This is a genomic window from Paenibacillus sp. MAHUQ-45, from assembly GCF_058133325.1.
On record NZ_JBYUPV010000001.1, the window covers coordinates 520,911 to 547,453 of the forward strand.

Annotated in this window: 21 protein-coding genes and 1 pseudogene; 18 read left to right on the forward strand and 4 right to left on the reverse strand. The window is 48.1% G+C overall.

Features of this window, described 5'->3' with window-relative positions; translation table 11 throughout:
• Window positions 1–724 precede the first annotated feature (724 nt).
• Together ileS and AC3Y23_RS02270 are read left to right on the forward strand one after the other, a co-directional pair.
• On the forward strand, window positions 725–3,817 hold the full coding sequence (ileS, locus tag AC3Y23_RS02265; RefSeq protein ID WP_379195177.1) for an isoleucine--tRNA ligase: 3,093 nt from the start codon (window positions 725–727) through the stop codon (window positions 3,815–3,817).
• Window positions 3,818–4,139: 322 nt separating this feature from the next.
• Entirely contained in the window at window positions 4,140–4,442 is a 303-nt protein-coding gene (locus tag AC3Y23_RS02270) for a DUF5665 domain-containing protein (protein ID WP_379195755.1), read from the forward strand.
• A 427-nt stretch (window positions 4,443–4,869) separates the two neighbouring features.
• Here the strand turns inward: AC3Y23_RS02270 and AC3Y23_RS02275 are convergent, their stop codons facing one another.
• The gene (locus AC3Y23_RS02275; RefSeq protein WP_379195179.1) at window positions 4,870–5,604 is read right to left on the reverse strand and encodes a TraR/DksA C4-type zinc finger protein; all 735 of its coding nucleotides are present in this window, start codon (window positions 5,602–5,604) and stop codon (window positions 4,870–4,872) included.
• A gap of 247 nt (window positions 5,605–5,851) precedes the next feature.
• On the opposite strand from AC3Y23_RS02275, the gene lspA reads away from it, so the two are divergent.
• The 6 genes from lspA to AC3Y23_RS02305 all read left to right on the forward strand — a co-directional run bounded on the left by lspA (window position 5,852) and on the right by AC3Y23_RS02305 (window position 10,738).
• Window positions 5,852–6,334, forward strand: a complete 483-nt coding sequence (gene lspA, locus AC3Y23_RS02280; protein ID WP_175372942.1) for a signal peptidase II — start codon at window positions 5,852–5,854, stop codon at window positions 6,332–6,334.
• A 12-nt stretch (window positions 6,335–6,346) separates the two neighbouring features.
• Window positions 6,347–7,318 (forward strand): RluA family pseudouridine synthase, encoded by a 972-nt coding sequence (locus AC3Y23_RS02285; RefSeq protein ID WP_379195181.1) that lies wholly within the window; start codon window positions 6,347–6,349, stop codon window positions 7,316–7,318.
• A 94-nt stretch (window positions 7,319–7,412) separates the two neighbouring features.
• A complete protein-coding gene (locus tag AC3Y23_RS02290; protein WP_379195183.1) occupies window positions 7,413–8,666 on the forward strand; it encodes an LL-diaminopimelate aminotransferase in 1,254 nt (417 codons plus the stop codon).
• 198 nt (window positions 8,667–8,864) lie between these two features.
• Window positions 8,865–9,437, forward strand: a complete 573-nt coding sequence (locus tag AC3Y23_RS02295) for a DUF4352 domain-containing protein (RefSeq protein ID WP_379195185.1) — start codon at window positions 8,865–8,867, stop codon at window positions 9,435–9,437.
• A gap of 388 nt (window positions 9,438–9,825) precedes the next feature.
• Window positions 9,826–10,110, forward strand: coding sequence for a hypothetical protein (locus AC3Y23_RS02300; RefSeq protein WP_379195187.1), 285 nt, complete (start codon window positions 9,826–9,828; stop codon window positions 10,108–10,110).
• A gap of 97 nt (window positions 10,111–10,207) precedes the next feature.
• Window positions 10,208–10,738 (forward strand): NAD(P)H-dependent oxidoreductase, encoded by a 531-nt coding sequence (locus AC3Y23_RS02305; protein WP_379195189.1) that lies wholly within the window; start codon window positions 10,208–10,210, stop codon window positions 10,736–10,738.
• Between the two features lie 63 nt (window positions 10,739–10,801).
• Here AC3Y23_RS02305 and AC3Y23_RS02310 read toward each other — a convergent pair whose 3' ends face one another.
• On the reverse strand, window positions 10,802–11,149 hold the full coding sequence (locus AC3Y23_RS02310) for a winged helix-turn-helix transcriptional regulator (RefSeq protein ID WP_379195191.1): 348 nt from the start codon (window positions 11,147–11,149) through the stop codon (window positions 10,802–10,804).
• Between the two features lie 167 nt (window positions 11,150–11,316).
• Between AC3Y23_RS02310 and AC3Y23_RS02315 the strand changes: the two genes are divergently transcribed.
• The 5 genes and pseudogenes from AC3Y23_RS02315 to AC3Y23_RS02335 all read left to right on the forward strand — a co-directional run bounded on the left by AC3Y23_RS02315 (window position 11,317) and on the right by AC3Y23_RS02335 (window position 15,872).
• Window positions 11,317–12,327, forward strand: a complete 1,011-nt coding sequence (locus AC3Y23_RS02315; RefSeq protein ID WP_379195193.1) for a sigma-70 family RNA polymerase sigma factor — start codon at window positions 11,317–11,319, stop codon at window positions 12,325–12,327.
• Window positions 12,328–12,803: 476 nt separating this feature from the next.
• A pseudogene (locus tag AC3Y23_RS02320) lies at window positions 12,804–13,172 on the forward strand (kanamycin nucleotidyltransferase C-terminal domain-containing protein); the annotation flags it as partial.
• 384 nt (window positions 13,173–13,556) lie between these two features.
• Window positions 13,557–14,465, forward strand: a complete 909-nt coding sequence (locus AC3Y23_RS02325; RefSeq protein ID WP_379195758.1) for a protein kinase family protein — start codon at window positions 13,557–13,559, stop codon at window positions 14,463–14,465.
• A gap of 67 nt (window positions 14,466–14,532) precedes the next feature.
• A complete protein-coding gene (locus AC3Y23_RS02330) occupies window positions 14,533–15,378 on the forward strand; it encodes a GNAT family N-acetyltransferase (protein WP_379195195.1) in 846 nt (281 codons plus the stop codon).
• Window positions 15,379–15,410: 32 nt separating this feature from the next.
• A complete protein-coding gene (locus AC3Y23_RS02335) occupies window positions 15,411–15,872 on the forward strand; it encodes a phosphotransferase enzyme family protein (RefSeq protein ID WP_379195197.1) in 462 nt (153 codons plus the stop codon).
• A gap of 237 nt (window positions 15,873–16,109) precedes the next feature.
• Here AC3Y23_RS02335 and AC3Y23_RS02340 read toward each other — a convergent pair whose 3' ends face one another.
• Both AC3Y23_RS02340 and AC3Y23_RS02345 read right to left on the reverse strand, forming a co-directional pair.
• Window positions 16,110–17,753, reverse strand: coding sequence for an AraC family transcriptional regulator (locus AC3Y23_RS02340; RefSeq protein WP_379195199.1), 1,644 nt, complete (start codon window positions 17,751–17,753; stop codon window positions 16,110–16,112).
• Window positions 17,746–18,723 (reverse strand): ABC transporter substrate-binding protein, encoded by a 978-nt coding sequence (locus AC3Y23_RS02345; protein WP_379195201.1) that lies wholly within the window; start codon window positions 18,721–18,723, stop codon window positions 17,746–17,748. The genes AC3Y23_RS02340 and AC3Y23_RS02345 overlap by 8 nt, the downstream gene beginning before the upstream one ends.
• A 431-nt stretch (window positions 18,724–19,154) precedes the next feature.
• On the opposite strand from AC3Y23_RS02345, the gene pyrR reads away from it, so the two are divergent.
• The 5 genes from pyrR (at window position 19,155) to carB (ending at window position 26,484) form a co-directional block, all read left to right on the forward strand.
• Entirely contained in the window at window positions 19,155–19,739 is a 585-nt protein-coding gene (gene pyrR / locus AC3Y23_RS02350) for a bifunctional pyr operon transcriptional regulator/uracil phosphoribosyltransferase PyrR (protein ID WP_379195203.1), read from the forward strand.
• 2 nt (window positions 19,740–19,741) lie between these two features.
• Entirely contained in the window at window positions 19,742–20,650 is a 909-nt protein-coding gene (locus tag AC3Y23_RS02355) for an aspartate carbamoyltransferase catalytic subunit (RefSeq protein ID WP_379195205.1), read from the forward strand.
• Window positions 20,651–20,754: 104 nt separating this feature from the next.
• Window positions 20,755–22,038 (forward strand): dihydroorotase, encoded by a 1,284-nt coding sequence (pyrC, locus tag AC3Y23_RS02360; protein WP_379195207.1) that lies wholly within the window; start codon window positions 20,755–20,757, stop codon window positions 22,036–22,038.
• A 44-nt stretch (window positions 22,039–22,082) separates the two neighbouring features.
• Complete coding sequence (gene carA, locus AC3Y23_RS02365; RefSeq protein WP_379195209.1) at window positions 22,083–23,261, forward strand: glutamine-hydrolyzing carbamoyl-phosphate synthase small subunit; 1,179 nt, start codon at window positions 22,083–22,085, stop codon at window positions 23,259–23,261.
• A gap of 1 nt (window position 23,262) precedes the next feature.
• Window positions 23,263–26,484: a carbamoyl-phosphate synthase large subunit gene (carB, locus tag AC3Y23_RS02370; protein ID WP_379195211.1), complete on the forward strand. Its 3,222-nt coding sequence runs from the start codon at window positions 23,263–23,265 to the stop codon at window positions 26,482–26,484.
• Window positions 26,485–26,543 lie beyond the last annotated feature (59 nt).

A 26,543-nucleotide genomic window follows, 5' to 3' on the forward strand; every position in this document is an offset into this window, starting at 1 on the left:
CTCTAAGGTGGTGCTCATGCACTGAATTAGGGTGGTATCGCGAGCGTCGTCTCGCCCCTTGTGGGGCGGGATGGCGCTCGTTTTTGCGTGCGCATCCCCCTAAATCCCCCTTCTAAGGGGGACCCCAAGGGCCGCAGCCCTCTGGACACCCGCAAGTAAATCTCGTCGGAAGAAGGTTGGCAAGCGGACAGGTGGTTTGTTCGGCGGGGGAGCGGCCCTTCTTAGGCTCCCCTGGCGGGTTCGCCTGCGGGGCCTCCGCTCTGCCCCCGAGCCCGCGATCCTCCGTAGGAGGCAGCCTAAGGCTCGGAGGCCAGCGACGGTCGAAGCGTCGCAAGCACTCCGCTCTGCCCCCGAGCCCGCGACCCTCCGCAGGAGGCAGCCTAAGGCTCGGAGGCCAGCGACGGTCGAAGCGTCGCAAGCACTCCGCTTTGCCTCCGAGCTCGCGATCCTCCGCAGGAGGCAGCCCAGGCTCGGAAGCCAGCGACGGTTGAAAGCGTCGCAAGCATTCCAAAGTCTTTAAAAGTCGAGGCCGTGCAGGCGAACCCGCAGGGGAGCCTAAGAAGGGCCGGTCCTCGCGCCAATGTATCAGTTACTATTCCACCAAAGCCACTCCCACCTCGAGCTCTGCTTCCGGGTGTCCAGAGGGCAGCGCCCTCTGGGGCCCTCCCTTGGCGAAGGGAGGGTTTGGGAGGGATCGAAAAAACCAAGGAAGGATTTGACCCCAATGCAAAAAGTTGATGTCAGAGAAAAAGCGCGGGCGAGAGACGTCCGCATCCTGAAAAAATGGAGTGACGAAAATACGTTCCGCAGATCCATGGAGAACCGCGAAGGCCGCCAGAACTATGTGTTCTATGAAGGTCCGCCTACAGCGAACGGTGCGCCGCATATCGGGCACGTGCTGGGACGCGTAATCAAGGACTTTATCGGTCGTTACCAAACGATGAAGGGTTACCGTGTAGTACGTAAAGCCGGCTGGGACACACACGGCCTGCCGGTTGAGCTGGGAGTACAGAAACAGCTAGGCATCTCTGGTAAACAAGAGATCGAAGAATACGGTGTTGAGAAGTTTATCGAGAAATGTAAAGCCAGCGTCTTCGGATACGAGAAGCAATGGCGTGAATTTACGGAAGCGATTGGTTATTGGACGGATCTGGATAACCCGTATATCACGTTGAACAATACGTACATTGAGAGTGTCTGGAATATCCTCGCTACAGTACATGAAAAGGGCCTGTTGTACCGTGGACACCGCGTTAGCCCGTACTGTCCGAGCTGTCAGACGACACTGAGCTCCCACGAAGTAGCACAAGGCTACAAGACGGTCAAAGACCTCAGTGCTACCGCCAAGTTCAAGCTGGATGACAGCGGTGAATATGTACTGGCTTGGACGACAACGCCTTGGACGCTACCAGCGCATATGGCATTGGCGATGAACCCGGATATGGATTATGTGCGGGTGCAGCAAGAGGATGGCGTGTACATTCTGGCGAAGAATCTGGTAGATGATGTGATGAAGGGTGAGCATACCATCCTTTCCACGCATAAAGGTTCTGAATTTATCGGTAAAACCTATGCCCCTCCATTCGGCTATATCAAGGCTGAGAAGAGCAATGTCATTGTTGGCGCATCTTTCGTTACAGATGCTAGCGGTACAGGGATTGTACACATGGCTCCGGCACATGGTGAGGATGACTACAAGACTTGCCGCGAGAACGGCATCAGCTTTGTGAATGTAGTCGATGCTTCTGGTAAATATACTGATCTAATTGTTGATTTTGCTGGACGATTCGTGAAGGATTGCGATCTAGACATCGTTAAGACGTTGTCGGAGAAAGGTCTGCTCTACAGCAAGGAAAAATATGAGCACAGCTATCCGTTCTGCTGGCGCTGCGATACCCCGCTTCTGTACTATGCAACAGACAGCTGGTTCATCAGCACAACAGAGATCAAGGATCAACTGATTGCCAACAACAACGGTGTGAGCTGGTACCCTGAACACGTACGTGATGGACGTTTCGGCAAATTCCTGGAGGAGCTGGTGGACTGGAACATCAGCCGTAACCGTTACTGGGGAACGCCGCTGAATGTATGGGTCTGTCAGGATACCGGCAAGGAGTTCGCACCGCACAGCATTGCTGAGATGAGAGCGATGGCCGTGGATGAAGTGCCAGAGGATATCGAACTGCACAAGCCGTTCGTAGACAACATCAAGCTGCGCAGTCCGTTCAGCGAGGGTGGAGTCATGGTACGCACATCAGAAGTTATCGACGTTTGGTTCGATAGCGGATCGATGCCTTTTGCCCAAAGCCACTATCCATTTGAAAATGCTGACGCGCTAGATGAGCAATTCCCGGCGGAAATGATCTGTGAAGGAATTGACCAGACCCGTGGCTGGTTCTACAGCCTGTTGGCAGTATCCACGTTGTTCAAGGGCGTTGCCCCTTACAAAGCGGTTATTGCTACCGGTCATATCCTTGATGAGAATGGCCAAAAAATGTCCAAATCCAAGGGCAATGTTATTGACCCGTGGGAAATCATGAATGAATACGGAACCGATGCCTTCCGTTGGGCGATCCTGTCCGACAGCGCGCCATGGAACAATAAACGCTTCTCCCGTGGTCTGGTCGGTGAGACCAAATCCAAAATCGTGGATACATTGGTCAACACGCATGCGTTCCTGACCCTGTATGCTGGCATTGACGGTTATGATCCGGCGGATCATCCGTTCAAAGTATCCGCTCATAAGCTGGATCGTTGGATTCTATCCCGTATGAATAGCTTGATCCTGCTGGTAGATAAAGGACTGGCCGTGAATGATTTTGTCAATACGTCCAAAGCGATTGAGAACTTCATCGACGAGCTCAGCAACTGGTACATCCGTCGTTCCCGTGACCGTTTCTGGGGTAGCGGATTGGGCGAGGAAAAGCTGGATGCTTACCGTACGCTGACTCATGTACTGTTGACCACAGCACAGCTGATGGCGCCGTTCACACCAATGCTGTCTGAGGATATCTTCACAAACCTGGGTGGCGGAGAGAGCGTGCACTTGGCGGATTATCCGGTAGCTGACGAAAGCCTGATCGACAAAGAGCTGGAGCAGGATATGGAGAGTGCTCGGGGCATCGTCGAGCTTGCACGTAACGTGCGTAACGAGACGGGTATTAAGAACCGCCAGCCGTTGTCCGAGCTGATTGTGTCGATTGATCGCAGCTTCCACGTGGCCGACTATGAAGAAATCATCAAGGATGAGATCAACATCAAGAACATTGTGGTGGAGACCAGTGATAGCGGCTTTGTAGATTTTACCTTGAAGATGAATCTGAAGGTTGCTGGTAAAAAATACGGTAAAAATATCGGCTTCCTGCAAGGCTTCCTGAAGAGCTTGGATAGTGAAGCTACCCGCAAAGCCGTACAGGATGGCGTAATCGCTATCGTTTCTCCAGATGGGGAAGAGCTGCAAATCACTGCCGATGAGCTGCTAGTGGAGAAGCAGGCTAAGCCTGGCTTTGCCTCTGCATCTGGCTATGGGATCACTGTAGCGCTGAATACCGAGATCACGCCTGAGCTGGTGCAAGAAGGCTGGGTGCGGGAAATCGTGCGGGCGGTACAGGATTACCGCAAACGTCTGGATCTGCCGATCGACAAGCGAATTGCATTGACACTGGATCTTGACGACGAACTGAAGGTAGCAGTTACTGCATTTGAGCATGTGCTACGTGAGAACGTCCTGGTTACCACTGTAGAATTAGGTGGCGCACAATCCTTTGAGAGTGTGGAGGCCGGAGGCAAAACTATCGGTATTCACATCGGTGCTTAAAATGTATCACTTGTCCCTTAATGGCATATACTAGCGTCACAAGCATAGACGAACAGTCTTACGGCCGTCCGTCTATTCAGGAAATATAGTTCCTTATATTTCGGCGCAAAATAACGAGCCCCGTGCTAAAGGAAAGATATTTCCTTTGCCGGGCTCGTTTGTTTTGTGATGCTAGGAACATGGGAAGGGGCGAGTGACAGTGACGGAACGCAAGGAAGGCAGCGAAGGATCAGGGCCAAGGGGGAGAATCTCCATCAAGACCTCAGATAAGATTAATGGGCACAAGGAAACTCCAGCCGGGGATCCTCGAAATCCTGAGGAAATTCCACCGGAGGAGAAGCTAAACCTCGTCTATCGGATGACTTTTGAGCTGGCACAGCAGATGGAGAAGTCTCGGATTGCTCAGTACACAGAGCTTCTTTACTCTCCCTGGCGCCTGATTTGGCTGAATGTGCTCTCAGGAACATCACGTGGAGTTGGGATTGCAGTGGGCTTTACATTTTTTGCGGCAACGATTATTTATGTCCTTCAAGTGCTGGGGGCGCTTAATCTGCCGATTATCGGGGATTACATTGCGGATATCGTGCGGATTGTACAACATCAATTGGAACTGAAGACCTTTTAAAAGCCGGAGCCTCTGCGCTGCTCCAATCGCTTGCTTTGATCGGATTTCTAAAGCTGTTCCATTCTCTCTTCAACCGCTGCAGCGGGGTGTACTGCTTCTTTTCCGCATGGATAATCCGCAGTTTTCTCATGAGCAGTTGATAACGCCGGTCATCTTGATGACTGAACTGATGTACTTCTTTAAAGTAATTAGGTTTCATTATGCATACTCCTTCTGAGTTGGGTTCGTGATACACATAGACAGAAAAGAATTCAATGATATAGATCAACAGATATATAGTTCGACAGAACTATTATACTAGGACATTCTGAACATTTTCTCAAAGTTTTCTTAACATAAAAAAGAGGAGCCGGTCTATAGCGTCCTGCAACCGTCTCCATACGATGTATTCTGATGTTTTTCTGTGCATAATCATGAATAGGTTCTGTTAGTCTTTCCGGTCATCCTGGCGATGGGGGTCAAGCAGGTAACTGCCCTCGCCACTGTCCATATAGTGCTGATAGCTACGCCCACGAACGACGGTTACATTGTTGCCTGCGATGTCGGTAGCAATAAAGTTTTCCCAGGGCTCTACAAAACCTTCGGTTTCGTCGGCCTCAATCTCCATGTCTTCATAGGATCCGATTTCATTGCTCTCTGCCATGGCCGGGGAATTGGATGTGCCCCAGCTCTCAACAATTTGCCAGGCGTCCTCGCCGTCAAAACCATTTTGTTCTTCTTTCTCGTCAAGACTGGTTCGTCCAAAAGGCGGTGTGAGGAATTCCTCTTCGGCGGGACGGTTATGCGGCTTCTTCTGTCTAGGATTATGCTCTTTGCAGTAACGGGTAGCAGGAACGACCGCCAGCCGCTCGAATGGAATAGGCTCTCCGCCGGCAAGGCAGATGCCATATGTTCCTTCATCCATCGCTTTCAAGGCAGCCTCGATATCATCCAGTTCATGCTCGTCCCGTTCCAAGAGCGAAATGTCCATGGAACGGTGATACAGGTCGGTAGCGACGTCGCCCGGATGGTTATCGATTTCCGACAATTCCCCGGAGTTGTCACGCATGGATTCCTGCAGCCCGTAATGCTCGTTATTCCGCATTCTGTGGCGAATATCGGCCCGTTGCTGATTCAGCTCTCCACGAAGTACTGCGAGCTGCTCTGCTGTCAGGTGTGTCATTTGGTGAGCTCCTTTCTGATCTTGCTTTAGAACAATCGTTCCTCCCCGCCTAGCCTGTGCGGGAGGGCTCCTTGATAGGTTGACCGGAGAGAAGGGATTTTAGCGATGGAAAATAGTCCCCGGGGAAGTCCTTGAACGAAAGGGTCTGCAATAGACGGGTCTTTAGGCCTGTGCTACAATATACGAGTCTTTAATCAGTATTTGACCGCATGAAAGCGGGAAAAATAAGAACGGAGTGACAACTTCTGTGGTGTATTATCTGATAGCTCTCATTGCTTTTTTGATCGACCAGGCAACCAAATATGTAATCGCTACGCGTCTGGAACTTGGGGAACAAATTCCGGTGATCGGAAACTTTTTCCTGATTACCTCCCATCGTAACCGCGGGGCTGCTTTCGGCATTTTAGAAGGACAGCAGTGGTTCTTCATTTTGGTTACCATCGTTGTTGTCGCCGGTATCGTGTGGTATCTGAATAAGGTCAAAGCGACACGCAAATTGCTGCCTACCGCATTAGGTCTTGTACTCGGTGGAGCCGTCGGCAATTTCCTGGATCGGATGCTAAATGGCGAGGTTGTCGATTTTCTACAATTTAATTTTGGAAGCTATACCTTCCCGATCTTCAATGTCGCGGACTCCTGCATTGTTATCGGTGTGGCGCTGATTATTCTGGATTCGCTGCGTGATATGAAGGGCGGAGAAGAGATTACGGAAGTAAAAGAAACAAAGTAGGTTAAGAAGGGAATGAATGATTTGAATAATGACGTCAATCAGCAACCGGCATCCGGCTACGAAGAAGAGAGGGACGTCACAGTGTGGACGGTCTCCGGCGAGAATGCCCGGGAGCGTATTGATAAGTATATTACCGAGGCTTGGGAGGAAGAGATATCCCGCTCTCAAGTACAGCTGTGGATCTCTGGCGGGCATGTTACCGTAAATGGTGCAGCAGTTAAGGCCAACCACAAGCTATGGGAAGGCGACGTAGTAGCTGTCACAGTACCTGAAGCGGAAGTTACGGATCTGATTGCGGAAAATATCCCGCTTGAAGTTGTGTATGAAGACAGCGATGTGATTGTTGTGAACAAGCCGCGCGGGATGGTTGTGCATCCAGCAGTAGGACATCCTTCAGGAACGTTGGTCAATGCCTTGATGTATCATTGCAAGGACTTGTCCGGCATTAACGGCGAGATCCGCCCAGGCATTGTACACCGCATTGACAAGGACACCTCTGGCCTGATTATGGCTGCGAAGAACGATGCCAGTCATGCTTCACTGGCTGCGCAGCTGAAGGAGCATAGTGTGACCCGTCGTTATATCGCCGTGGTTCAAGGCAATCTGTCGCATGACAAGGGAACCGTAGATGCGCCGATCGGAAGAGATCCACATGACCGTAAGCTGTATACAGTTACTGAGAAGAACAGCAAGAAATCCGTGACTCATTTTACCGTACTGGAACGGTTTGGCGATTGCACGCTTCTGGAGCTGCAACTGGAGACGGGGCGTACTCACCAGATTCGGGTACATATGAAATTCATCGGTCATCCGCTGGCCGGTGATCCTATCTATGGTCGTAGTAAGGGAACGACAATGAAGGGCCAGGCACTGCATGCGGCTGTCCTCGGATTTGTCCATCCATCTACTGGAGAGTATATGGAATATAGTGCACCGCTTCCAGCAGATATGGAAGAATTATTGTTCGCACTGCGTAGCAGATAAGTACAAATGAAGTGATAATAAATCCATGGTTTTGCATCACGGTTTACGTCATATTTATGATTAGAACTTTGAAAAAAGCCAGGAGATGACCTTTATGAGTATTGAACAATATCAAGATACATTCATCCAGAGTAACTTTGCAGACCGCATCGGCGGCGCGAACTACGGCAAGGACACTGCGATCTATAAATTTGAGAAAATCAAACGCGCCAAAGCATCCGCTAAGCTGGATTTCCCTAACATTGAACTGATTGACATGGGCGTCGGTGAACCGGACGAAATGGCGGACGCTGGGATCGTTGCCAAGCTGGCCGAAGAAGCAGCAAAGGAAGAGAATCGCGGCTATTCGGATAACGGCATTCCGGAGTTCAAGGCTGCAGCTGCACAATACTTGCACGATGTATTCAGCGTAGAAGGCATTGATCCGGTAACAGAAGTCGTGCATTCTATCGGTTCGAAGCCAGCACTGGCGATGTTGCCATCCTGCTTCATTAATCCGGGTGACATCACCATCATGACGGTACCAGGCTATCCGGTATTGGGTACGCACACCAAATACCTGGGCGGACAAGTCTACACAGTGGAATTGAAGAAGGAGAACAAGTTCCTGCCGGATCTGAATGCCATTCCAGAGGAGATTGCCCGGAAGGCTAAGCTGTTGTACCTGAACTATCCGAATAACCCGACAGGAGCCAGTGCAACGCCTGAGTTCTTCGCTGAGGTCGTAGCCTGGGCCAAGAAATACGATGTTGTCGTGATTCATGATGCACCATACGCTGCCCTTACCTATGACGGTGTGAAGCCGCTCAGCTTCCTGTCCGTTCCGGGTGCCAAAGATGTCGGTGTTGAACTGCATTCCCTGTCCAAGTCGTATAACATGACTGGTTGGAGAATTGGCTTTGTGGCCGGTAATCCGCTGATTGTCAAAGCGTTCAGCGATGTGAAGGACAACAATGACTCCGGTCAGTTTATCGCCATCCAAAAAGCCGCAGCCTATGGTCTGGCTAACCCATCGATTACAGAAGCGATCGCGGACAAATACTCCCGCCGTCATAACCTGCTGGTGGATGCGCTGAACAGCCTCGGCTTCCAGGCCGAGAAGCCTAAAGGCTCGTTCTTCCTGTACGTAGCTGCGCCGAAAGGCGTGAAGGGCGGACGCCGTTTTGAGACTGGCGAAGACTTCTCGCAATTCCTGATCCGTGAGAAGCTGATCTCCACCGTACCTTGGGATGATGCTGGAGCCTTCGTACGCTTCTCCGTAACCTTTGTTGCGAAAGGTGAAGAGGAAGAGCATCGCGTGATCTCTGAGATCAAACGCCGGCTCAGCGATGTTGAATTTGAATTTTAATATAGTGGATATGGATACCCCGCAGCCGGTAATGGCTGCGGGGTATTGTTTTGTGTAAAAGAAGATGAAATAAACCCCTTCATTTCCCTAAAACATTTTTTCAGAAAAGTCACTAATCCTTATAAAAAAATTCCTATAATTTCCGATATATTGATAGTATAATAAATGGTTCAAACTACCTAATTAGGAGGGTTTTACTTGAAAAAGATTTTTAAAATGGGGTGTCTGGGATTCATCGCTTTAATTGTACTTGCTATTGTCATTGGTTTATTTGCCAAAGATAAGGATAGTTCAAGCAATACAACTGACAAGGCCAACACCCCCGCAAGCTCTGTAGGTACAAAGAGTAACGCCAAAGAAGAAGTGAAGAAATTGGCAAAGAAAGGGGAAGAACTGCAAGTTGGGGATGTCGTATTTAAAGTTAATAAAGTAACCACTACCAATAAAATTAAGGATGGACAATTGTTTTCTTATTCTCCAAGTGCAGAAGGAAGCACTTTCCTTGTAGTAAATGTAACTGTTAAGAATGCTGGTAAGAAGATGATTACCACGGACTCCTCATACTTTCAGCTCTTAAAAGACGAGGTTACATATGCACCGTCAACGTTGATTACTTCTTCCGGAGACTATTTTTTATATAAAGGAATCAATCCTGGATTAGCTCAGACAGGCAATGTAGTATTTGAAATTCCGGAAGATTTGACTGGCTTTATTTTAAATGTCCAGACTGGATTCTGGGGAACCGAGCAAGGCCAAATTGAATTGAAATAATAAAACAAACCCATGGTCAAATTTTCTGATGAAATTGTAGCGGCATGCGTTAAGAGCGGAATCAGAACCATTGAAAGAACACCTGACTTAAATGTTGACGAACAATTTAGATTAGTTAGTGAACATTTTGGATTTTAGATGGAATAATAGTTAGTTTGTTTTCATAAAAAGAAAGGGCCATCCCGCAAGGGATGGCTCTTAAACTTATCGTTCCAGTCAGTACGGAGAACAGCGTATCTCAATAGTATTAAAACACAGAATATTCAAGCATATTATAAAGGTTTTGTCCCACACGCCATAAAAAAATAACATCATGGCATGAGCTTTCGGAGAATTAACAAATTGGTCATAGGATTTATTTAGTTCAGAGGAGCCGGAAGGCTGGAAAATGGAACTCTTTCAATCGCTTATAGACGATCCAGATGCTGTTCTCCCTTATGTTAAGATCGGCCAGACCATTCATGTGAAGCTTAACGAACAAGAGGCTGTACCCGATTCTTATGAATTACTAGATTATCTTTTGACGGAGCAAGCGACTCTTAAGTACAAGCAATCTGAACCAGGAAATGTCCTGAGAGGCCTTCGGCTGGTATGCAAGTGGAAGAATACGACGCAAGAAATGGCTTTTATAATTAGAACGGATGACGGATGCCACTTAACTCTCCCTAGCTAACCTTTAGGTAAGTACCTGTACTAAAAGTGCATACTTACTTATTTGAATTACGAACCTTATACTCTAACAGTAATTAATATTTAGGGAGGTTAAACCTTTGAAGACTCTTGTTGTCGTATCGCACCCAGACCTGGAACAATCCGTTATTAATAAGCGATGGGTTGAAGAACTCAAAAAATATCCTGAGAAATACACCGTGCATGAATTGTATAAGATTTACCCTGATGGAAACATAGATGTGAACAAAGAGCAGCAAGCCGTTGAGGAGCATGATCAGCTTATTTTGCAGTTTCCGATATATTGGTTTAATAGTCCGCCTCTTCTGAAAAAATGGCTGGATGACGTTTTCGCTTATGGTTGGGCATATGGCTCAAATAGTGGGGATAAATTAAAGAATCGTAAAGTCGGACTAGCTGTATCTGCCGGAATCCAAAAAGAAGATTATACGGAAGAGGGAAAGTACCACTATACGCTTGAGCATTTATTATCTCCTTTTGAAACGACCTTCCGATACTGTGGCGCGGATTACCGTTCGTTCTATGCGTATTATGGTACAGAAAGTGAGTATTCTATAAGCGATTTGGAAAAAAGCGCACAAGATTATTTGAGTTTTATTGACAATCTCTAAAATAGAAGTTTTATTAAAACATAAAAAAGAAGTATTTCCTTGTTGGGAGATACTTCTTTTGTTTTAAACCAGAATGGGTGGTCTGTTGTTCTCTCCCCAATCGCACATCATATCTAACAATGGGATAAGAGAAAGGCCGCGTTCGGATAGTGAATATTCAACTTTTGGCGGGACTTGGGGATATTCCTTCCGTAGGATTAGGCCATCGGCCTCAAGCTCTTTTAACATAATACTTAGTGTTTTAAAAGAAATGGTACCGATGCTTCGCTTCAGCTCATTATGCCGCAAAATCTTATTTTCAGACAGCCAATACAAAATAATCATTTTGTATTTACCGCCGATCAAAGACAATGTATATCCAAAACCAGTATCTTTTAGCGTCACGCCAGTAGGAACACAGCTTTCAGGCACAAGTTACACTCTCCTTTGGGATGGTACATGATTTAATTATACATACTTTATATATTATAGTTTAATTGAAAATAGGTAGACATGGTAATTTATAAATAAATTTATAATCGATAAGACGGTTTCTTAATTCTTCTTACGTCTAATGTTATGAACTTAATTTGAGGAGGATGAAAGTGGGTTGTTCGGATACAGAGCTGGTAAATAGGGTGTGCAGAGGAGAGGTTGATGCATTCGGTGAACTGATCAGCAAATATGCCAATGCTGTTTACGGGGTAGCTTACGGTAAATTGGGTAATTTCCACACTGCGCAGGATGTTGCACAGGAGGTCTTTGTTAAGACATTCAAGAAGTTGTCCAGCTTAAAGGAACCCGAAAAACTTGGCAGTTGGCTATATGCGGTTACCACAAGGGAATGCATGGATTGGTTCAGGGCTAACAAACACAAGGAAGTGTACGAATTAGCGGAACGAGTAGATGCCCCGCAGCTAGAAAGCACCGAAGATCAATTATTAAAGAAAGAACTTCGTAATGAGGTATGGAACGCTCTGAACACCCTATCCGAAGCTAACCGTACAGTCACAATTCTGTATTACATTGATGGGTATAAGATCAGGGAGATTAGTGATTTCCTTGGTGTATCTGTTGATGCAGTAGAGAGCAGACTTCGCAGATCAAGAACATCATTAAAAAGGGAGATGCTAAGCATGGTAAATGACAATCTCAGCCAGAACAAATTGAACGAGGCGTTTAAGAAGAAGGTTTTTCAGGACGAGAGAATGCCAGAAACGGAGTTCCGGCGTGTGGCTATGGGAGGCAGTGATTTTGACGACAGCGATCTGAATACAACAAGATTTTATAACATTAATCTGGAGGGTTCCAGTTTTGATGATATCAATATGAGCAAGACCTTCTATAATAATATAACTATGCATCTTGCTAAATTTGTTGAGGTTGGATTGTGGGAGATTGAGGTGAGTAATTGTGAACTGGGAGGAGCTCATTTCCACGATATTAAGATGCATGGAGAACCAAACAGGTTCGAAAACTGCGAGTTACAGGGCAGCTCCTTCCTGAACTGTAATCTTTCAAACGTCGACATTAAAGATTGCGATATCTCAGGGCTTAAAATCAACGGGGTGTCCATCGAAGCCCTTTTGGAGAGCTATAATAACAAATAATACTTGTAAGTTGTTTAAATACAAAGGCCATCCTGTTCTCAGGGTGGTCTTTGTTAATTCTTATTATAATTAAACTTTACCGGAATTCTTCCCTGATCCTTTAGTATTATGAAAATGGGATATCCATTTATATACAAAGGGGAATTAAAATGCTGAATGTATTTGATGTTGCCAAGTCACTTTTGATTCATATAGAGAAAGTTTACGCTGAAGAGATTGCAATTGTTGCTTACTACGGGTCATACGCGCAGGGAACTGCGACGAAACGCTCTGACTTGGACTTCTTTTTTATACCAGCCACTTCGAAAGGTTATGACGCAAGTATTCAATTTATTATTGATGGCATAGGCTTTGATTTCTGGCCGATTAGTTGGGAACGTGCGGAGAGGATGACCTCGTTTCAAGAAGATAAAACTACGATTATCACGGATTGTAAGCTTCTGTATACCCGTTCGGATGAAGATCGTGAGAGATTCATGAAGCTGCGAGAGACTACCTCTGCGTTGCAGGCCTCGGAGAATGCTCAAAAAATGATAGAGAAGGCTGAAGCCGAGCTCCGTGATGTTTATGTGCATTTATATAAGCTGACCCGTGCTAGCGAGTCTGGCTCTCTAACGTTCTATAGAACAGAGTCACACGGTATTTTAACAAAGATCTTCCTAAGCCTTGCCCTGTTAAATGGGACGTATTACTCAAAGGGCTTTGGTAAAAACATGGAACAAATATTAAGTCTTCAGATCAAGCCGGTGCGCTTGGAATCTTATATAGAAACGATTACACAAAGCGACGTGAACGCCCGTATTCTTGAGGCATGTGAAGAACTCGTGGCAGATACACTTGAGCTAATCATGGCGCAAAGGGAACAGCACTACAGCAACCCTGATTACTCTGGTAGAATGAAAGGCTTTTATGAAGAGGAAAAGGGCGTTCTGGACAAAATCATTACCGCATGTGAAAGAAACGATTTCGATACCGCATTTTTCGCTGCTGTCCATGTACAGGATTCGATCGCTGCCTTTTTGTTTTACGCTGAAACCGGGCACTGGCCTAGCGACTATACCACTGATTTTAAATACCAGGAGCAATACAGACAATTGGGATTCCCCGATCTGGTATTACTTCTTCATTCACAAGATCTATCGCAGCTACAAGCAGCTACTGAACGTTTAAGCTCTATGTTAGAGGACTATCTCCGAAGCAAAGGGGTCGAAATCAACCGTTTTGCGAACATTGAGCAGTTTGTAGCGTTTCTTCAAGAGAAGGAAGCAGGCGCTCCGGTTACCTATTCTTTCGATGAGGTTACCTTTCAGCTTCAAGAACAGCACGATTTTGAATGGCTGCGCTCTCTAGGTAAAGTGTTCTGTGTATTTGATCAACAAGATTCAGGGAATATCTGTTTCGGGGTGGAGAAGGATGGAGCGAAGAAATTCGTTAAGTATGCAGGAGCGAGGCCGCTGGATTTTTCAGGGAATCCTCAAGAGGCTGTGTCGCGGTTAGTTGCAGCTATTCCGTTGTATAACGTTTTAAATCATCCGTATCTTATTCAGATCAAGGATCATTTCCGTACCGATAACGGATACGCAGCAGTATTTGAATGGTTCGAAGGTGAATGTCTTCATTCGCATTGGTCCTTCGCAGGTGAAGCCAAACATAATCATCCTGACTCGCCATTTTATAAATACAAGCATTTGCCCCTTGAAAAGCGTCTGGAATCTCTGAATGCCATGTTTGAATTTCATACTTTTGTTGAAGCACAAGGATATGTCGCCGTTGATTTCTACGATGGAAGTATCTTATACGATTTTTCACACGATATAACTAAAATATGTGACATTGATTTCTACAGAAAAGCCCCTGCTGTAAATGACATGGGGGAGAATTTCTGGGGTGCCACAAGATCAAAAGCGCCTGAAGAGTTTATATTAGGTGCGCCTATCGATGCACAGACCAATGTTTTCACCATGGGCGCTATTGCCTTTGGTTTGTTAGGAGGCGAAATGGATCACGCTTTCTCTAAATGGGAAGCAGGGAGGCCGCTCTACGAAGTAGCACTGCGAGCAGTTAGTGAAGATCGAGAATTAAGGTACGATAATGTCAGCACGTTCAAACGCTTCTGGGATGAAGCAAAGGGCTTGTAAATTGCCATGATGGAACACCATTTTTGCTAAATAGCTTTGCTTAAATACACTCAAGGAGGTAGATAAGATGATAGAACTATCTGATGAGGAGTACACTCGCGTTCTGCCACTGCTGAAGAATCAAGCCTATGAACCTGTGTTTGCGTATTCCGTAATTGATCATAATCAGTCTGGAAAAGTGTTTGTGGATCACCGTGAGAATCCTGCCTCTTGTCTTGTCATCCATTCGTATGGACAGTATCTTTTGGCCGGGAGCGGCAGCGATGAGCGCTTTATGAACGATGTAGTTGAATATTTACTCAATGAACAGAACCATTCAACTTACTATGATCTTTATGTTACAACGCCGGAACTGCTAATTCTAATTAACGAAAGGCTGGCGGGGAGGACTGTTTTGTTGCACCGATCTTCTTTTACATTCGATCCATCCCGATTCCAGAATCTTAAAACTACTCTACAAGCATTGCCCGAGTATTATGTAATGAAATCAATGGATGACACGCTGTTCAACAAATATCGAAATGAAATGGACTCTTCCTATGACTCGCTATGGAATTCGTCCCAACATTTTATGGAGCGAGGATTTGGTTATTGCATAATGATGAATGATCATTTCGCTAGCGTGTGCAATTCGTTTTTTGTAGGTGGAGGGTATGCGGATATTGATATCGTAACGGTGGATGAATACCAGAAGCGAGGGTTAGCAACACTTACAGGTGCAGCATATATCGAGCATTGTTTGAAGCATGATGTAGTGCCAAACTATAATTGCGACGCAGGCAATCAACGTTCGATTCAGTTAGCGACAAAATTAGGATTTGTAAGAAATCATGATTTTCCAATGTTATGGTGGCATCAGGACGAGAGAATCATTAGCGACTATTTGGAGAAATTCAATTATTCAAAGCAATAGGAAATCCTGAAACCTAACGCTGTGGAGGTACGATGAAAAATAATATTGCTTTAACCAATGAGCTACTTGAGATAGCGGCCCAACTTTTTAACACGAGCAGCAATGAGCTCTCTTATATAGGAGGCAGTCAGAATATCGTCTACGAGTATGAGCGGGAGGGAGCAAGCTTTATTCTGAGATTCACGCCAAGCGCCAATCGTTCAGAGAGTTTGGTCCAAAGTGAACTGGATTGGATGATGTTCCTCGCAAATGCAGGGATTGCAGTCTCCTTACCTACTCTTTCGAATAAGGGACGATGGACGGAGGTCATTCATTTTCTGGGTGGGTATTACACTTGCGTGTCTTTTGAAAAAGCTCAGGGAAAAAAGGTTGAGTATCCGGATTGTCTTCAGCATGATGAGCTGCACGAGCAACTGGGACGGCTTACAGGAAGGCTACATGCTTTGTCCAAAACGTATCGTCCCCAAGAGGGGATTGTCAAAAGACAGGACTGAAGCCAAAATTGGTTCCTGAAAAATATTGTATAGCTTCCTCACTTTTTGATTTTGATGAAGCCCAGTACAGTTGGTTTGTAGAGGATATAACGATACAGCTGTATTATTTGGTATATGTTTATGGCGGTGATGAGGGGCAGGTTTACCGTGAAGAGCAAACCCGCCGATTCATGAGTCACTTTATGAAGGGTTATCGCTTAGAGCATACATTAGATGAACGTCGATCTCCGCTAACAATCATATTCCCGTATCAACAGCAAAAATTCCAGGTACCATACTTATAAATCGGTCAAAATGATCTGCGGCGTACTCGCCCCAGGGAGCTTCAAACCAGGAATAGCCTGTGATGAGGTGAATCTTATGTTCACGAACAGCTTGTAGCCTGTTCCAGGCATCTGACCCTAAGAGCTTGGTCCATAGTGTTTGGGAGACGGGATCTTCATTGAGATGTACGATAATCCGGTTTGCGCTGAAACTCTGAAGTTCATGGGCTTCTATGGGCTTTTTCCAATCAAATTCAGCGACGGCTGGCGGCATGGAGAACCGAAGATCGTCGTAGAACACGGTGCCTGCGCTTTTTCCCCATACATATAATTGGTCACCACTTATGAGCACAACGAGCAGTGAATCTTGGCCTATCATCGGCTGTAATTGCTCTCGTATCGCTACTGCTTTGCGATCATAATGGCTTAGCCATTTCAGGGCCACGTTCGTTCTCCCCAGAAATTCTGCGATAAGGCACAGGTGCTGGCGCCAGCTTGCTCCAGAAGGCAGGAGCAGTAATGGTGCAATTCCTTCAAGTCTGACCTGCTCCTCTGGAGGGATTAAGCTGTCCATACCGATGATATAGTGAGGTTTAGCTTGCTTCAAAGCTTCCCAGTTAAAATTATATTGATGGCTTAATGGAACCTTCACTTCGTATTTATATTTGATTCTATAGTAATCTGTCCAGTAATGATCAATCGGTGCGGCAAAAGGGATGATCTGCAGCGCAAGCAACTGACCGAAGTTGATCCAGCTGTAGGCGGCGACTCTGCACTTCTGATTGCGCTGGTAAACTGCGGGAGCAAGTCCTGTTTGTTTTTTGAAAAGACTGCTAAAATAGGTTTCGCTCTTATAGCCTATTTGATAAGCGATGCTACTGATAGAGGGAGAGTCAGGATTGTCTAGTAGCCGTTTGGCTTCCATAAGCCGCAGGTCCGTTCTGTATTCCATCACCCCTCTGCCATAACGCTCTTTAAATAATCGCATGAAATGGAACCGGCTCAATCCGGCTATTCCCGCCAGGCTGTCTATCGTGATGTCGCTCTGATAATGCCGTTCAAGCTCTAGACGGGCACTTTCCAGTGCAAGGGCAGTCTGTTGCTCCTGATAACCAAGTACAAGACTGAGCAGCTCCAGAAGTCCGGCTTCACAGCGAAGCTGAGCGGAGGGAGAGTTCTTATTGCTCCAATGGGTTTTGATGATGTCGTACAGATGGGTGACCGCCGAAGACGGGCTAATCATCGCTTCCCCGTGAAAAGGAAAAGTAACGTCTGTTCGAGTGCTCTTACTGGTTTCTTTTTCTAGCGGAAGCGTTTGGACTTGAAAATATAGCAGCAGGAGTTCCAGCTCACTGCCAGAATAATTAGTTACTTCGACCAACTGGCCAGGTGTACATACAAATAAGGAGCTTGCGTGAATAGGGTGAAAATGTCCATCAATCACTAAACGTCCACGATCCGATGAGGAGAGCAGCAGTACATGCGACTCAGTCTCTAAGAATTTTCGTTCAGGCCAATGCGGGCTTGAGTGGTCCTTGATGCATACGACATCCAGCAGCTTGTAATAAAAGTGACCCGCAGCAAAATGCTGCAGGTCGAGGCTATTCCTATTATTCATGGATATACCGTACAATATCGTCGATGACTAAGCCGTTTGCAATAGGGTTGGCATTGAACCAATGCCCGGAGTCCACTGCAAACACATTGCCAGATTTGACAGCAGGCAATTCCTGCCACAGCGGATTGTCTTCAGGTGGCTTAGCTCGTCCTTCACCGGAGAGTACGAAGATATAGTCCACTTCTTTCAGCTGTGGAAGTGTTTCAAGTGAGTAAGTCTCATAACTTCCGTTAATTAGGCTAGGTGCTTTAAAGCCGAAGGAATCATATAGCATAGCTCCTCCGAAGAAGCCTGGGCCGAACAGGTTATAACCTTTTTCATCTCCGCCTTGGAGCAAAATTGCTGTTTTGTCAGTGAGTGTATCTCCCAGTTGTTTTTTCGCATCGCTAAGTTTTTTGTCATAGTCAGCCAGCGCTTGGTTCGCCGCATCCTCTTTGCCTAATAAGGCACCTAGCTTCTGAAGATTGCCTCTCCAATCGCTATCGTTATCGGAAAGCACGAAGGTTGGTGCAATCTTGGCAAATTGCTCATAATCGCCGTTTCGGAGATAAGAGGGTGAGAGGAAAATAATGAGGTCGGGATTGTAGGACAGTGTCTCTTCTGATTTAAGCCCTCCATCCACATTCAGTACTGGCACATCACCAAGCTTGTCCTGTAAGTAATGTTGAGGAGCACCTTTATAGCCCCATTGAGCGACTGGTTTCATGCCGAGTGCAGTAAGAGGGTCTTCCAGGAATGAAGCAATGATTCGCTGCGGATGATTAGGTACTTTCACTTCATTACCCAGGGCATCTGTTAACAAGCGATATCCATCCTCATTAGAAGCAGTGTTGGCTGACTCCGATTGGGCCGAAGGAGACGGTGCAGAAGTAGAAGTGGACTGACCATCGTTGGAATTTCCGCAAGCGCTCAGTACACTGACGATTAAAATAGTAACGATTAAATACATGAAACGGTTCTTCGATGTCATTTTGTAGATACCCCTTATCATGAGATTGATTATCATTATCTTTTAACAGTATAGAGGGAGGCCGGACGTTTGTGAATAACCGATAATGCTCTCTTCTATAGAAGGACAGCACAATGACTGTATGTTCTACAACCCTGTGGGGCGCCACTTCTTCCCGAAATCATCTCTGGGAGTTGACATGCCATCATCATTCTGTCATACTTCTGTTAAATGAATAGCGCCTTTAATTCAGTCCCGTGAGGCTGGCAAGGTAACGTGAATCGAGGTTCGCGACTCTTAAGAGGGTATCCGTATAATTATACGGGGGTCTTTTTATGCGCGCGGCCATCATCTTCTTCATCTGCGGAGTTCACTCCTTGCCTGTTTCAGGCAAGGAGTTTTTTGTTTTCCAAGGAACTTGAAGTGGCGTACAAGCAGAGAGGATGACAATCATGGTTACTGAAAAAAACGTCATTATGGATGAAACGGCGATTCGCCGGGCGTTATCACGAATTGCACATGAGATTTTGGAGAAGAACAAAGGTATTGAGAACTGCTTATTAGTCGGCATTCGCACCCGTGGTGTGTATCTGGCCCGCCGGATTGCAGAGCGGATCAAGGAGATTGAAGGAGTAGCCATTCCTTACGGCGAGCTGGATATCACCCATTACCGTGATGACCGTAGTGATGAGGGCGAGAGCAGTAGTGAAGCGGGCGCCTCGGCGGTAGTGAGCAGCAATCTGATGTTGAATGCGGACAGCACAGGCATCCACGATCAAAAAGTTATTCTGTGCGATGATGTACTCTACACCGGACGGACGATCCGCGCGGCGATGGATGCCCTGATGGACTGCGGAAGGCCGCGAATGATTCAACTTGCGGTCCTTGCGGATCGCGGTCACCGTGAGCTACCCATCCGCCCAGACTATATCGGCAAGAACGTACCTACCTCCAAACATGAGCAAATCGAAGTGGCGCTGAAGGAATATGACGGTAAAGACGAAGTGTCCATTATTTCGCAATGGGAGGAAAAATAATCATGATGACAGCAACCAAGGTGAAGGAACGCAGCTTGCTCGGCTTAAAAGATCTGGATCGGTCAGAGATCGAACAACTGCTGGAGAGAACGGCCCATTGGGATAGTCAGAGTCAGAAATTAACACCCGTTCTGGAATCGCGGTTTGTGTCCAATATGTTTTTTGAGAATAGCACGCGTACCCGCTTCTCATTCGAAATGGCTGAGAAGCGCCTCGGTGCACAAGTATTGAACTTCACGGCTGCTGCTTCCAGTGTGGAAAAAGGCGAGTCGATCTACGACACGGTACGGACACTGGAGTCGATGGGCATTGATGCCGGAGTAATCCGGCTCAAGCCGGCGGGTGTGTTAGCGCAGCTTGCCGAGAAAGTATCCGTCCCATTAATCAACGCGGGTGATGGTAACAACGAACATCCGACACAAGCACTGCTGGATATGTATACGATGACCAAACACTTCGGCAGTCTGAAAGGCCTGAAAGTGTCGATCATCGGAGACATCCTGCACAGCCGTGTAGCTCGCTCCAACCTCTGGGGATTGACCAAGATGGGGGCACAGGTGCAGTTCTGCGCACCAGAGAATATGAAGGCTCCCGAGCTTGCGGCTTACGCGCCATATGTTTCCATGGAAGAGGCGATGCAAGCTGATGTTGTGATGATGCTGCGGGTACAGCTCGAGCGTCATGCTAGCGGAATTCTGCAGTCGGCAGAAGAATACCGCCTACAGTTCGGCCTGACCGAAGAACGCGCTTCGAAGCTCAGTGCAAGCACGATTATCATGCACCCAGCACCGGTGAACCGGAACGTTGAGATTGATGATGCAGTGGTAGAATGCAGCCAGTCGCGCATCTTCCCGCAAATGTCGAACGGGGTGCCGGTACGGATGGCTGTCCTCGAAAGAGCGCTTCTCTAAAAAAGCTGACATTTACTAATTAATAAATATACACAATCATGAATTTTTATTATATAATAACGGGGAAGCTTGCAGCAGTGGTCTGCGGGCACAAAAGGAGAATCATGACAGTGATCATTAAAAACGCCAGCGTATTGAATAAAGAAGGCCAGCCGGAACGAAAAACTATTGTGATTGAGAATGGAGTCATCGCCGCAATTTTGAATGGCAGTGAAGAACCAGCCGGAACCGCCGAGGTTATTGATGCAGAAGGTAAGCTGCTGACTCCTGGTCTGATCGACATGCACGTGCACCTGCGCGAGCCGGGCTTTGAACATAAGGAAACGATTGAAACTGGCAGCCGTTCGGCAGTCAAGGGCGGTTTTACCACCATCGCCTGCATGCCGAATACTCGTCCAGTTACGGATACCCCTGAAGTGGTGCAGCTTGTGAAAGACAAAGCCAGCGAAGCTGGACTGGCGAAGGTTCTGCCGTATGCAGCCATTACGAAGAATGAGTTGGGACGGGAACTGACGGATTTCACTGCACTGAAAGCAGCCGGTGCTATCGGGTTCACCGATGATGGAGTCGGCGTGCAAAGCGCACAGATGATGAAAGATGCTATGAAGCTCGCCGCTGGACTGGATATGCCGGTCATCGCCCACTGCGAAGATAACTCGCTGGTGGAAGGCGGATGTGTATCTGAAGGAACGTTCGCGCAGAAGCACGGCCTGATCGGCATTCCGAATGAGTCGGAAGCGATCCATGTGGGCCGCGACATTTTGCTCGCAGAAGCTACAGGGGTTCACTATCATGTCTGCCACGTCAGCACTGAGCAATCGGTACGCCTCATTCGTCAAGCGAAGGAGATTGGAATTAAGGTGACCGCTGAGGTTTGCCCGCACCATCTGCTGCTGTCGGAAGAGGATATTCCGGGGCTTGATGCCAACTGGAAAATGAACCCGCCGCTGCGCTCGCGCCGCGATGTTGAAGCTTGTATCGAAGGTCTGCTGGACGGAACGCTCGATATGATCGTTACCGACCACGCGCCGCACAGTGAAGAAGAGAAAGCCAAGGGCATGCAGCTTGCGCCATTTGGTATCGTCGGATTTGAAACAGCCTTCCCGCTGCTTTACACCGCTTTTGTAGCTACTGGCAAATGGGATCTGTCGCTGCTGGTACAGCGTATGACTGCTGATCCGGCTCGCGTCTTCCGGTTGAACACAGGTGTGCTGGAGATCGGAGCGCCTGCAGATTTGACACTGATCGATCTGGAGCAAGAGAAGGAAGTGAATCCGGCGGATTTTGCCACTAAGGGACGGAACACCCCATTCACAGGATGGAAGCTGAAAGGCTGGCCGGTTAGCACTTGGGTTGACGGTAAGCTGGTATGGAATAATCGTGGCTAATAACGGACTTTTATAATAGAAACAACAAGAAGGAGTGGAAGGGAATGCAGGCAAGATTGCTTCTGCAGGATGGCACGTTGTTTACGGGCACCGCATTTGGCGCCGAGGGCGAAAAGACAGGTGAGGTTGTATTTAACACGGGGATTACGGGATATCAAGAGGTTCTGTCGGACCCGTCCTATTGCGGACAGATCGTAACGATGACCTACCCGCTGATCGGGAACTACGGGATTACACGCGATGATTTCGAATCCGCACGTCCATTCGTGCACGGGTTTGTGGTTCGCCGTCATGAGACGGTACCAAGCAACTGGCGGGCAGAATACAGCGTAGACGATCTGCTGAAGGAATATGGCATTCCCGGCATCAGCGGGATTGACACCCGGATGCTGACTCGCATCATCCGCCACTATGGAACGATGAAGGCGATTCTGACCACTTCCAACAAACGTGTGGAAGAACTGATGGAAATGATGGGCGATACCACGATTGAAGAATTGCGTAATCAAGTCGCTCGCACCTCGACACCGAACACGTACATCAGCCCTGGCAACAAGGAAAGAATTGTACTGGTCGATTACGGTGCAAAAACAGGTATTCTGCGCGAGCTGAACAACCGCGGTTGTGACGTAGTTGTCGTACCGCATGATGTGACTGCAGATGAGATTCGTCGCCTGAACCCGGATGGCATCCAGCTGTCCAATGGCCCTGGAGACCCTAAGGATGTACCTTACGCGGTACAAACGATCTCCGAGCTGCTCGGCGAATATCCAATCTTCGGCATCTGCCTGGGTCACCAATTGTTCGCACTGGCTTGCGGCGCAGACACCGAGAAGCTGAAGTTCGGTCACCGCGGCGGCAACCATCCGGTAAAAGAACTGGAGAGCGGACGCTGCTTCATTACTTCGCAGAACCATGGTTACACCGTTAACGAGGACTCCATCCAGAGTACAGAGCTGGAAGTTACACACATCAATAATAACGACAAGACCGTTGAAGGTCTCAAACATAAACGCTACCCTGCTTTCTCGGTGCAATATCACCCGGAAGCAGCGCCAGGACCGCATGATAGCAGTTACCTGTTCGACCGTTTCCTGCAAATGATTGCAGAGCATAAGGCAGGTAAGCCGGTCAACCCGCGCCAGGCACAGCTTGCAGCCAACGCCAGAATCACGGCGCCGCAGCCTACGCCCCAGCTTGAAGCCGTGAAAGGAGCAAGATAAAATGCCTAAGAATGAGAAGCTTAAAAAGATCCTGGTGATCGGCTCCGGTCCGATCGTCATCGGCCAAGCAGCCGAGTTCGACTATGCAGGCACACAGGCCTGCCAAGCCCTGAAAGAAGAAGGCGTCGAGGTCGTGCTGATCAACAGCAACCCGGCGACGATTATGACCGATACCAATATGGCTGACAAAGTCTACATTGAACCAATTACCCTGGAATTCGTGACCGGCATTATCCGTCAAGAGCGTCCAGACGGATTGCTGCCGACACTCGGTGGCCAGACAGGTCTGAACATGGCGGTAGAACTGGCTCGTGCGGGTGTTCTGAAGCAAGAGAATGTGAAGCTGCTCGGAACGCAACTGCACTCCATCGAAAAAGCTGAGGACCGTGACCTGTTCCGCGAACTGATGCGTGAATTGGAACAACCGGTACCGGAGAGCACCATCATCACCACACTGGAGGAAGCATTGAGCTTCGCCGATGAGATCGGCTATCCGCTGATTGTCCGTCCTGCCTACACTTTGGGTGGTACAGGCGGCGGTATCTGTGATAACGAAGAGGAACTGCGTGAGACCGTTAAGGCGGGTATCCGTTACAGCCCGATCGGACAATGTCTGGTTGAGAAGAGCATCGCCGGTATGAAAGAAGTCGAATACGAGGTTATGCGTGATGCCAATGACAACTGTATCGTAGTCTGCAACATGGAGAACTTCGATCCAGTAGGTGTGCATACCGGAGACAGTATCGTTGTGGCGCCAAGCCAAACACTGTCCGACCGTGAATACCAAATGCTGCGTAGCGCGTCGCTCAAGATTATCCGTGCGCTGAACATCGAAGGCGGCTGTAACGTACAGTTCGCGCTTGATCCGCAAAGCTATCAATACTATGTAATTGAAGTGAATCCGCGTGTTAGCCGCTCTTCGGCGCTGGCTTCCAAGGCAACCGGTTATCCGATTGCCAAGATGGCGGCTAAGATTGCATTGGGCTATACCCTGGATGAGATCGTCAATCCGGTTACCGGCCAGACTTATGCTTGCTTCGAGCCAACTCTTGACTATATCGTGAGCAAAATCCCACGCTGGCCGTTCGACAAGTTCACGTCGGCTAACCGCAAGCTGGGCACACAGATGAAAGCGACCGGTGAGGTTATGGCTATCGGCCGTACCTTCGAAGAGTCCATTCATAAAGCGGTTCGTTCCTTGGAGATCGGTGTTCACCGCTTCCGTCTGCCAGGTGCAGAGAAGCTGGAAGAACAGGTCCTGAGAGATCGGTTGGCAAAAGCCGATGATGAGCGTCTGTTCCTGATCGCTGAGGCATTCCGCCGCGGCTACGGACTGCAAGAGGTTCAGGATATCACTAACGTAGACTGGTGGTTCCTCTCCAAGATTGAAGGATTGGTGAGCTTCGAGAACGTGATTCGCGGGGAAGAGAGCCTGACAGCGGAAACGTTGTATGAAGCCAAACGCTTCGGCTTTACCGACCGGGCGATCGCCGAGATTCGTGCTGAAGGCGACCCTAACGGCAAGCAAACGAAGGAATCCGAGGTGCGGGCATTGCGTCTTGCTCAGGGACTGAAGCCGGTGTTCAAGATGGTAGATACTTGTGCGGCCGAGTTTGAGGCTTCCACACCTTACTACTACTCCACCTATGAGACTGAGAACGAAGTGACGCCTTCCGACAAGCAGAAGGTAATCGTGCTCGGTTCTGGTCCGATCCGTATCGGACAAGGGATTGAATTCGACTACTCTACCGTACACGCGGTATGGGCGATTCAGAAGGCTGGCTACGAAGCCGTAATTATCAATAACAATCCGGAGACCGTATCTACAGACTTCAACACATCGGACCGGTTGTATTTTGAACCGTTGTTCTTTGAAGATGTTATGAACGTGGTAGAGCAGGAGAATCCGATCGGGGTCATCGTACAGTTCGGTGGACAGACGGCGATCAACCTTGCGGCACCGCTGAGTGCTGCCGGGGTAAATATCCTCGGAACAAGTCTGGAAAGCATTGACGAAGCCGAGAACCGCAAGAAGTTCGAAGCATTGCTCTCTCGTCTTGATATTGCACAGCCGAAGGGTAAGACGGTTACGACTGTTGATCAAGCTGTTGAAACTGCACAGTCGCTGGGGTATCCGGTATTGGTTCGCCCGTCTTACGTACTTGGCGGACGCGCGATGGAGATCGTCTACAACGATACTGAGCTGCTGAGCTACATGGTGGAAGCCGTGAAGGTGAATCCGGAGCATCCAGTTCTGATCGACCGTTACATGCTGGGTAAAGAAGTTGAGGTTGACGCGATTTGTGATGGTGAGACAGTAGTCATTCCAGGGATCATGGAACATGTTGAGCGTGCAGGCGTCCACTCCGGCGACTCCATCGCTGTGTATCCACCACAATATCTGGATGAAGGCTTGAAGTCGAAGATCACTGAGATCACAATCAAGATTGCCAAAGAACTGAAGACTGTGGGCCTCGTCAATATCCAGTTCGTTATCTATAAAGATGAAGTGTATGTCATTGAGGTGAATCCGCGCTCCTCGCGTACGGTTCCTTTCTTAAGCAAAGTGACAGGCATTCCGATGGCTCACCTGGCTACTAAGGTCATTCTGGGTGGCAAGCTCAAGGAAGAGGGCTACCAAGACGGACTGTGGCCGGAAAGCGATTATGTATCGGTAAAAGTACCGGTCTTCTCGTTCGCCAAGCTGCGCCGCGTTGAGCCTACCCTGGGACCTGAGATGAAATCGACGGGTGAGGTTATGGGCCGCGACAAGTTGTATGCCAAAGCCCTGTACAAAGGCCTCATCGGTGCGGGTATGAAGATCCCAGCCACGGGAGCAATCATTGTCACCGTAGCGGATAAAGATAAAGCAGAAGCGGTAGAACTGATGAAGGGCTTCGATGGCATGGGCTACAAAATTATCGCTACTGGCGGTACGGCTACAGCGCTTGAAGAAGCGGGGCTGAATGTTATGAACGTCAACAAGCTCGGCGAAGGCGAACCGAACATCATCGACCTGATCCGCAGCGGGCAAGCCAACTTTGTCTTCAACACCCTGACTAAGGGCAAAACACCAGAGCGTGACGGATTCCGCATCCGCCGTGAAGCGGTAGAGAACGGCGTGGTCTGCATGACCTCGCTCGATACAGTAGCGGCGCTGCTGAGAATGCTGCAGACCATTAACTTCTCGTCGCAGTCCATGCCTGCATTTGTCGGTCAATAAAGAACTGAATAAACAGCATTGAACGTGCTACAGGGACGGTTTGCGGAGGATTCGCAGAC

Coding starts and splice junctions, on each gene's coding strand:
- ileS (WP_379195177.1), top strand. CDS start 725: ATGCAAAAAGTTGATGTCAGAGAAAAAGCGCGGGCGAGAGACGTCCGC.
- AC3Y23_RS02275 (WP_379195179.1), bottom strand. CDS start 5,604: ATGACACACCTGACAGCAGAGCAGCTCGCAGTACTTCGTGGAGAGCTG.
- AC3Y23_RS02285 (WP_379195181.1), top strand. CDS start 6,347: ATGAATGATTTGAATAATGACGTCAATCAGCAACCGGCATCCGGCTAC.
- AC3Y23_RS02290 (WP_379195183.1), top strand. CDS start 7,413: ATGAGTATTGAACAATATCAAGATACATTCATCCAGAGTAACTTTGCA.
- AC3Y23_RS02300 (WP_379195187.1), top strand. CDS start 9,826: ATGGAACTCTTTCAATCGCTTATAGACGATCCAGATGCTGTTCTCCCT.
- AC3Y23_RS02315 (WP_379195193.1), top strand. CDS start 11,317: ATGAAAGTGGGTTGTTCGGATACAGAGCTGGTAAATAGGGTGTGCAGA.
- AC3Y23_RS02330 (WP_379195195.1), top strand. CDS start 14,533: ATGATAGAACTATCTGATGAGGAGTACACTCGCGTTCTGCCACTGCTG.
- AC3Y23_RS02335 (WP_379195197.1), top strand. CDS start 15,411: ATGAAAAATAATATTGCTTTAACCAATGAGCTACTTGAGATAGCGGCC.
- AC3Y23_RS02340 (WP_379195199.1), bottom strand. CDS start 17,753: ATGAATAATAGGAATAGCCTCGACCTGCAGCATTTTGCTGCGGGTCAC.
- AC3Y23_RS02345 (WP_379195201.1), bottom strand. CDS start 18,723: ATGACATCGAAGAACCGTTTCATGTATTTAATCGTTACTATTTTAATC.
- pyrR (WP_379195203.1), top strand. CDS start 19,155: ATGGTTACTGAAAAAAACGTCATTATGGATGAAACGGCGATTCGCCGG.
- AC3Y23_RS02355 (WP_379195205.1), top strand. CDS start 19,742: ATGATGACAGCAACCAAGGTGAAGGAACGCAGCTTGCTCGGCTTAAAA.
- pyrC (WP_379195207.1), top strand. CDS start 20,755: ATGACAGTGATCATTAAAAACGCCAGCGTATTGAATAAAGAAGGCCAG.
- carA (WP_379195209.1), top strand. CDS start 22,083: ATGCAGGCAAGATTGCTTCTGCAGGATGGCACGTTGTTTACGGGCACC.
- carB (WP_379195211.1), top strand. CDS start 23,263: ATGCCTAAGAATGAGAAGCTTAAAAAGATCCTGGTGATCGGCTCCGGT.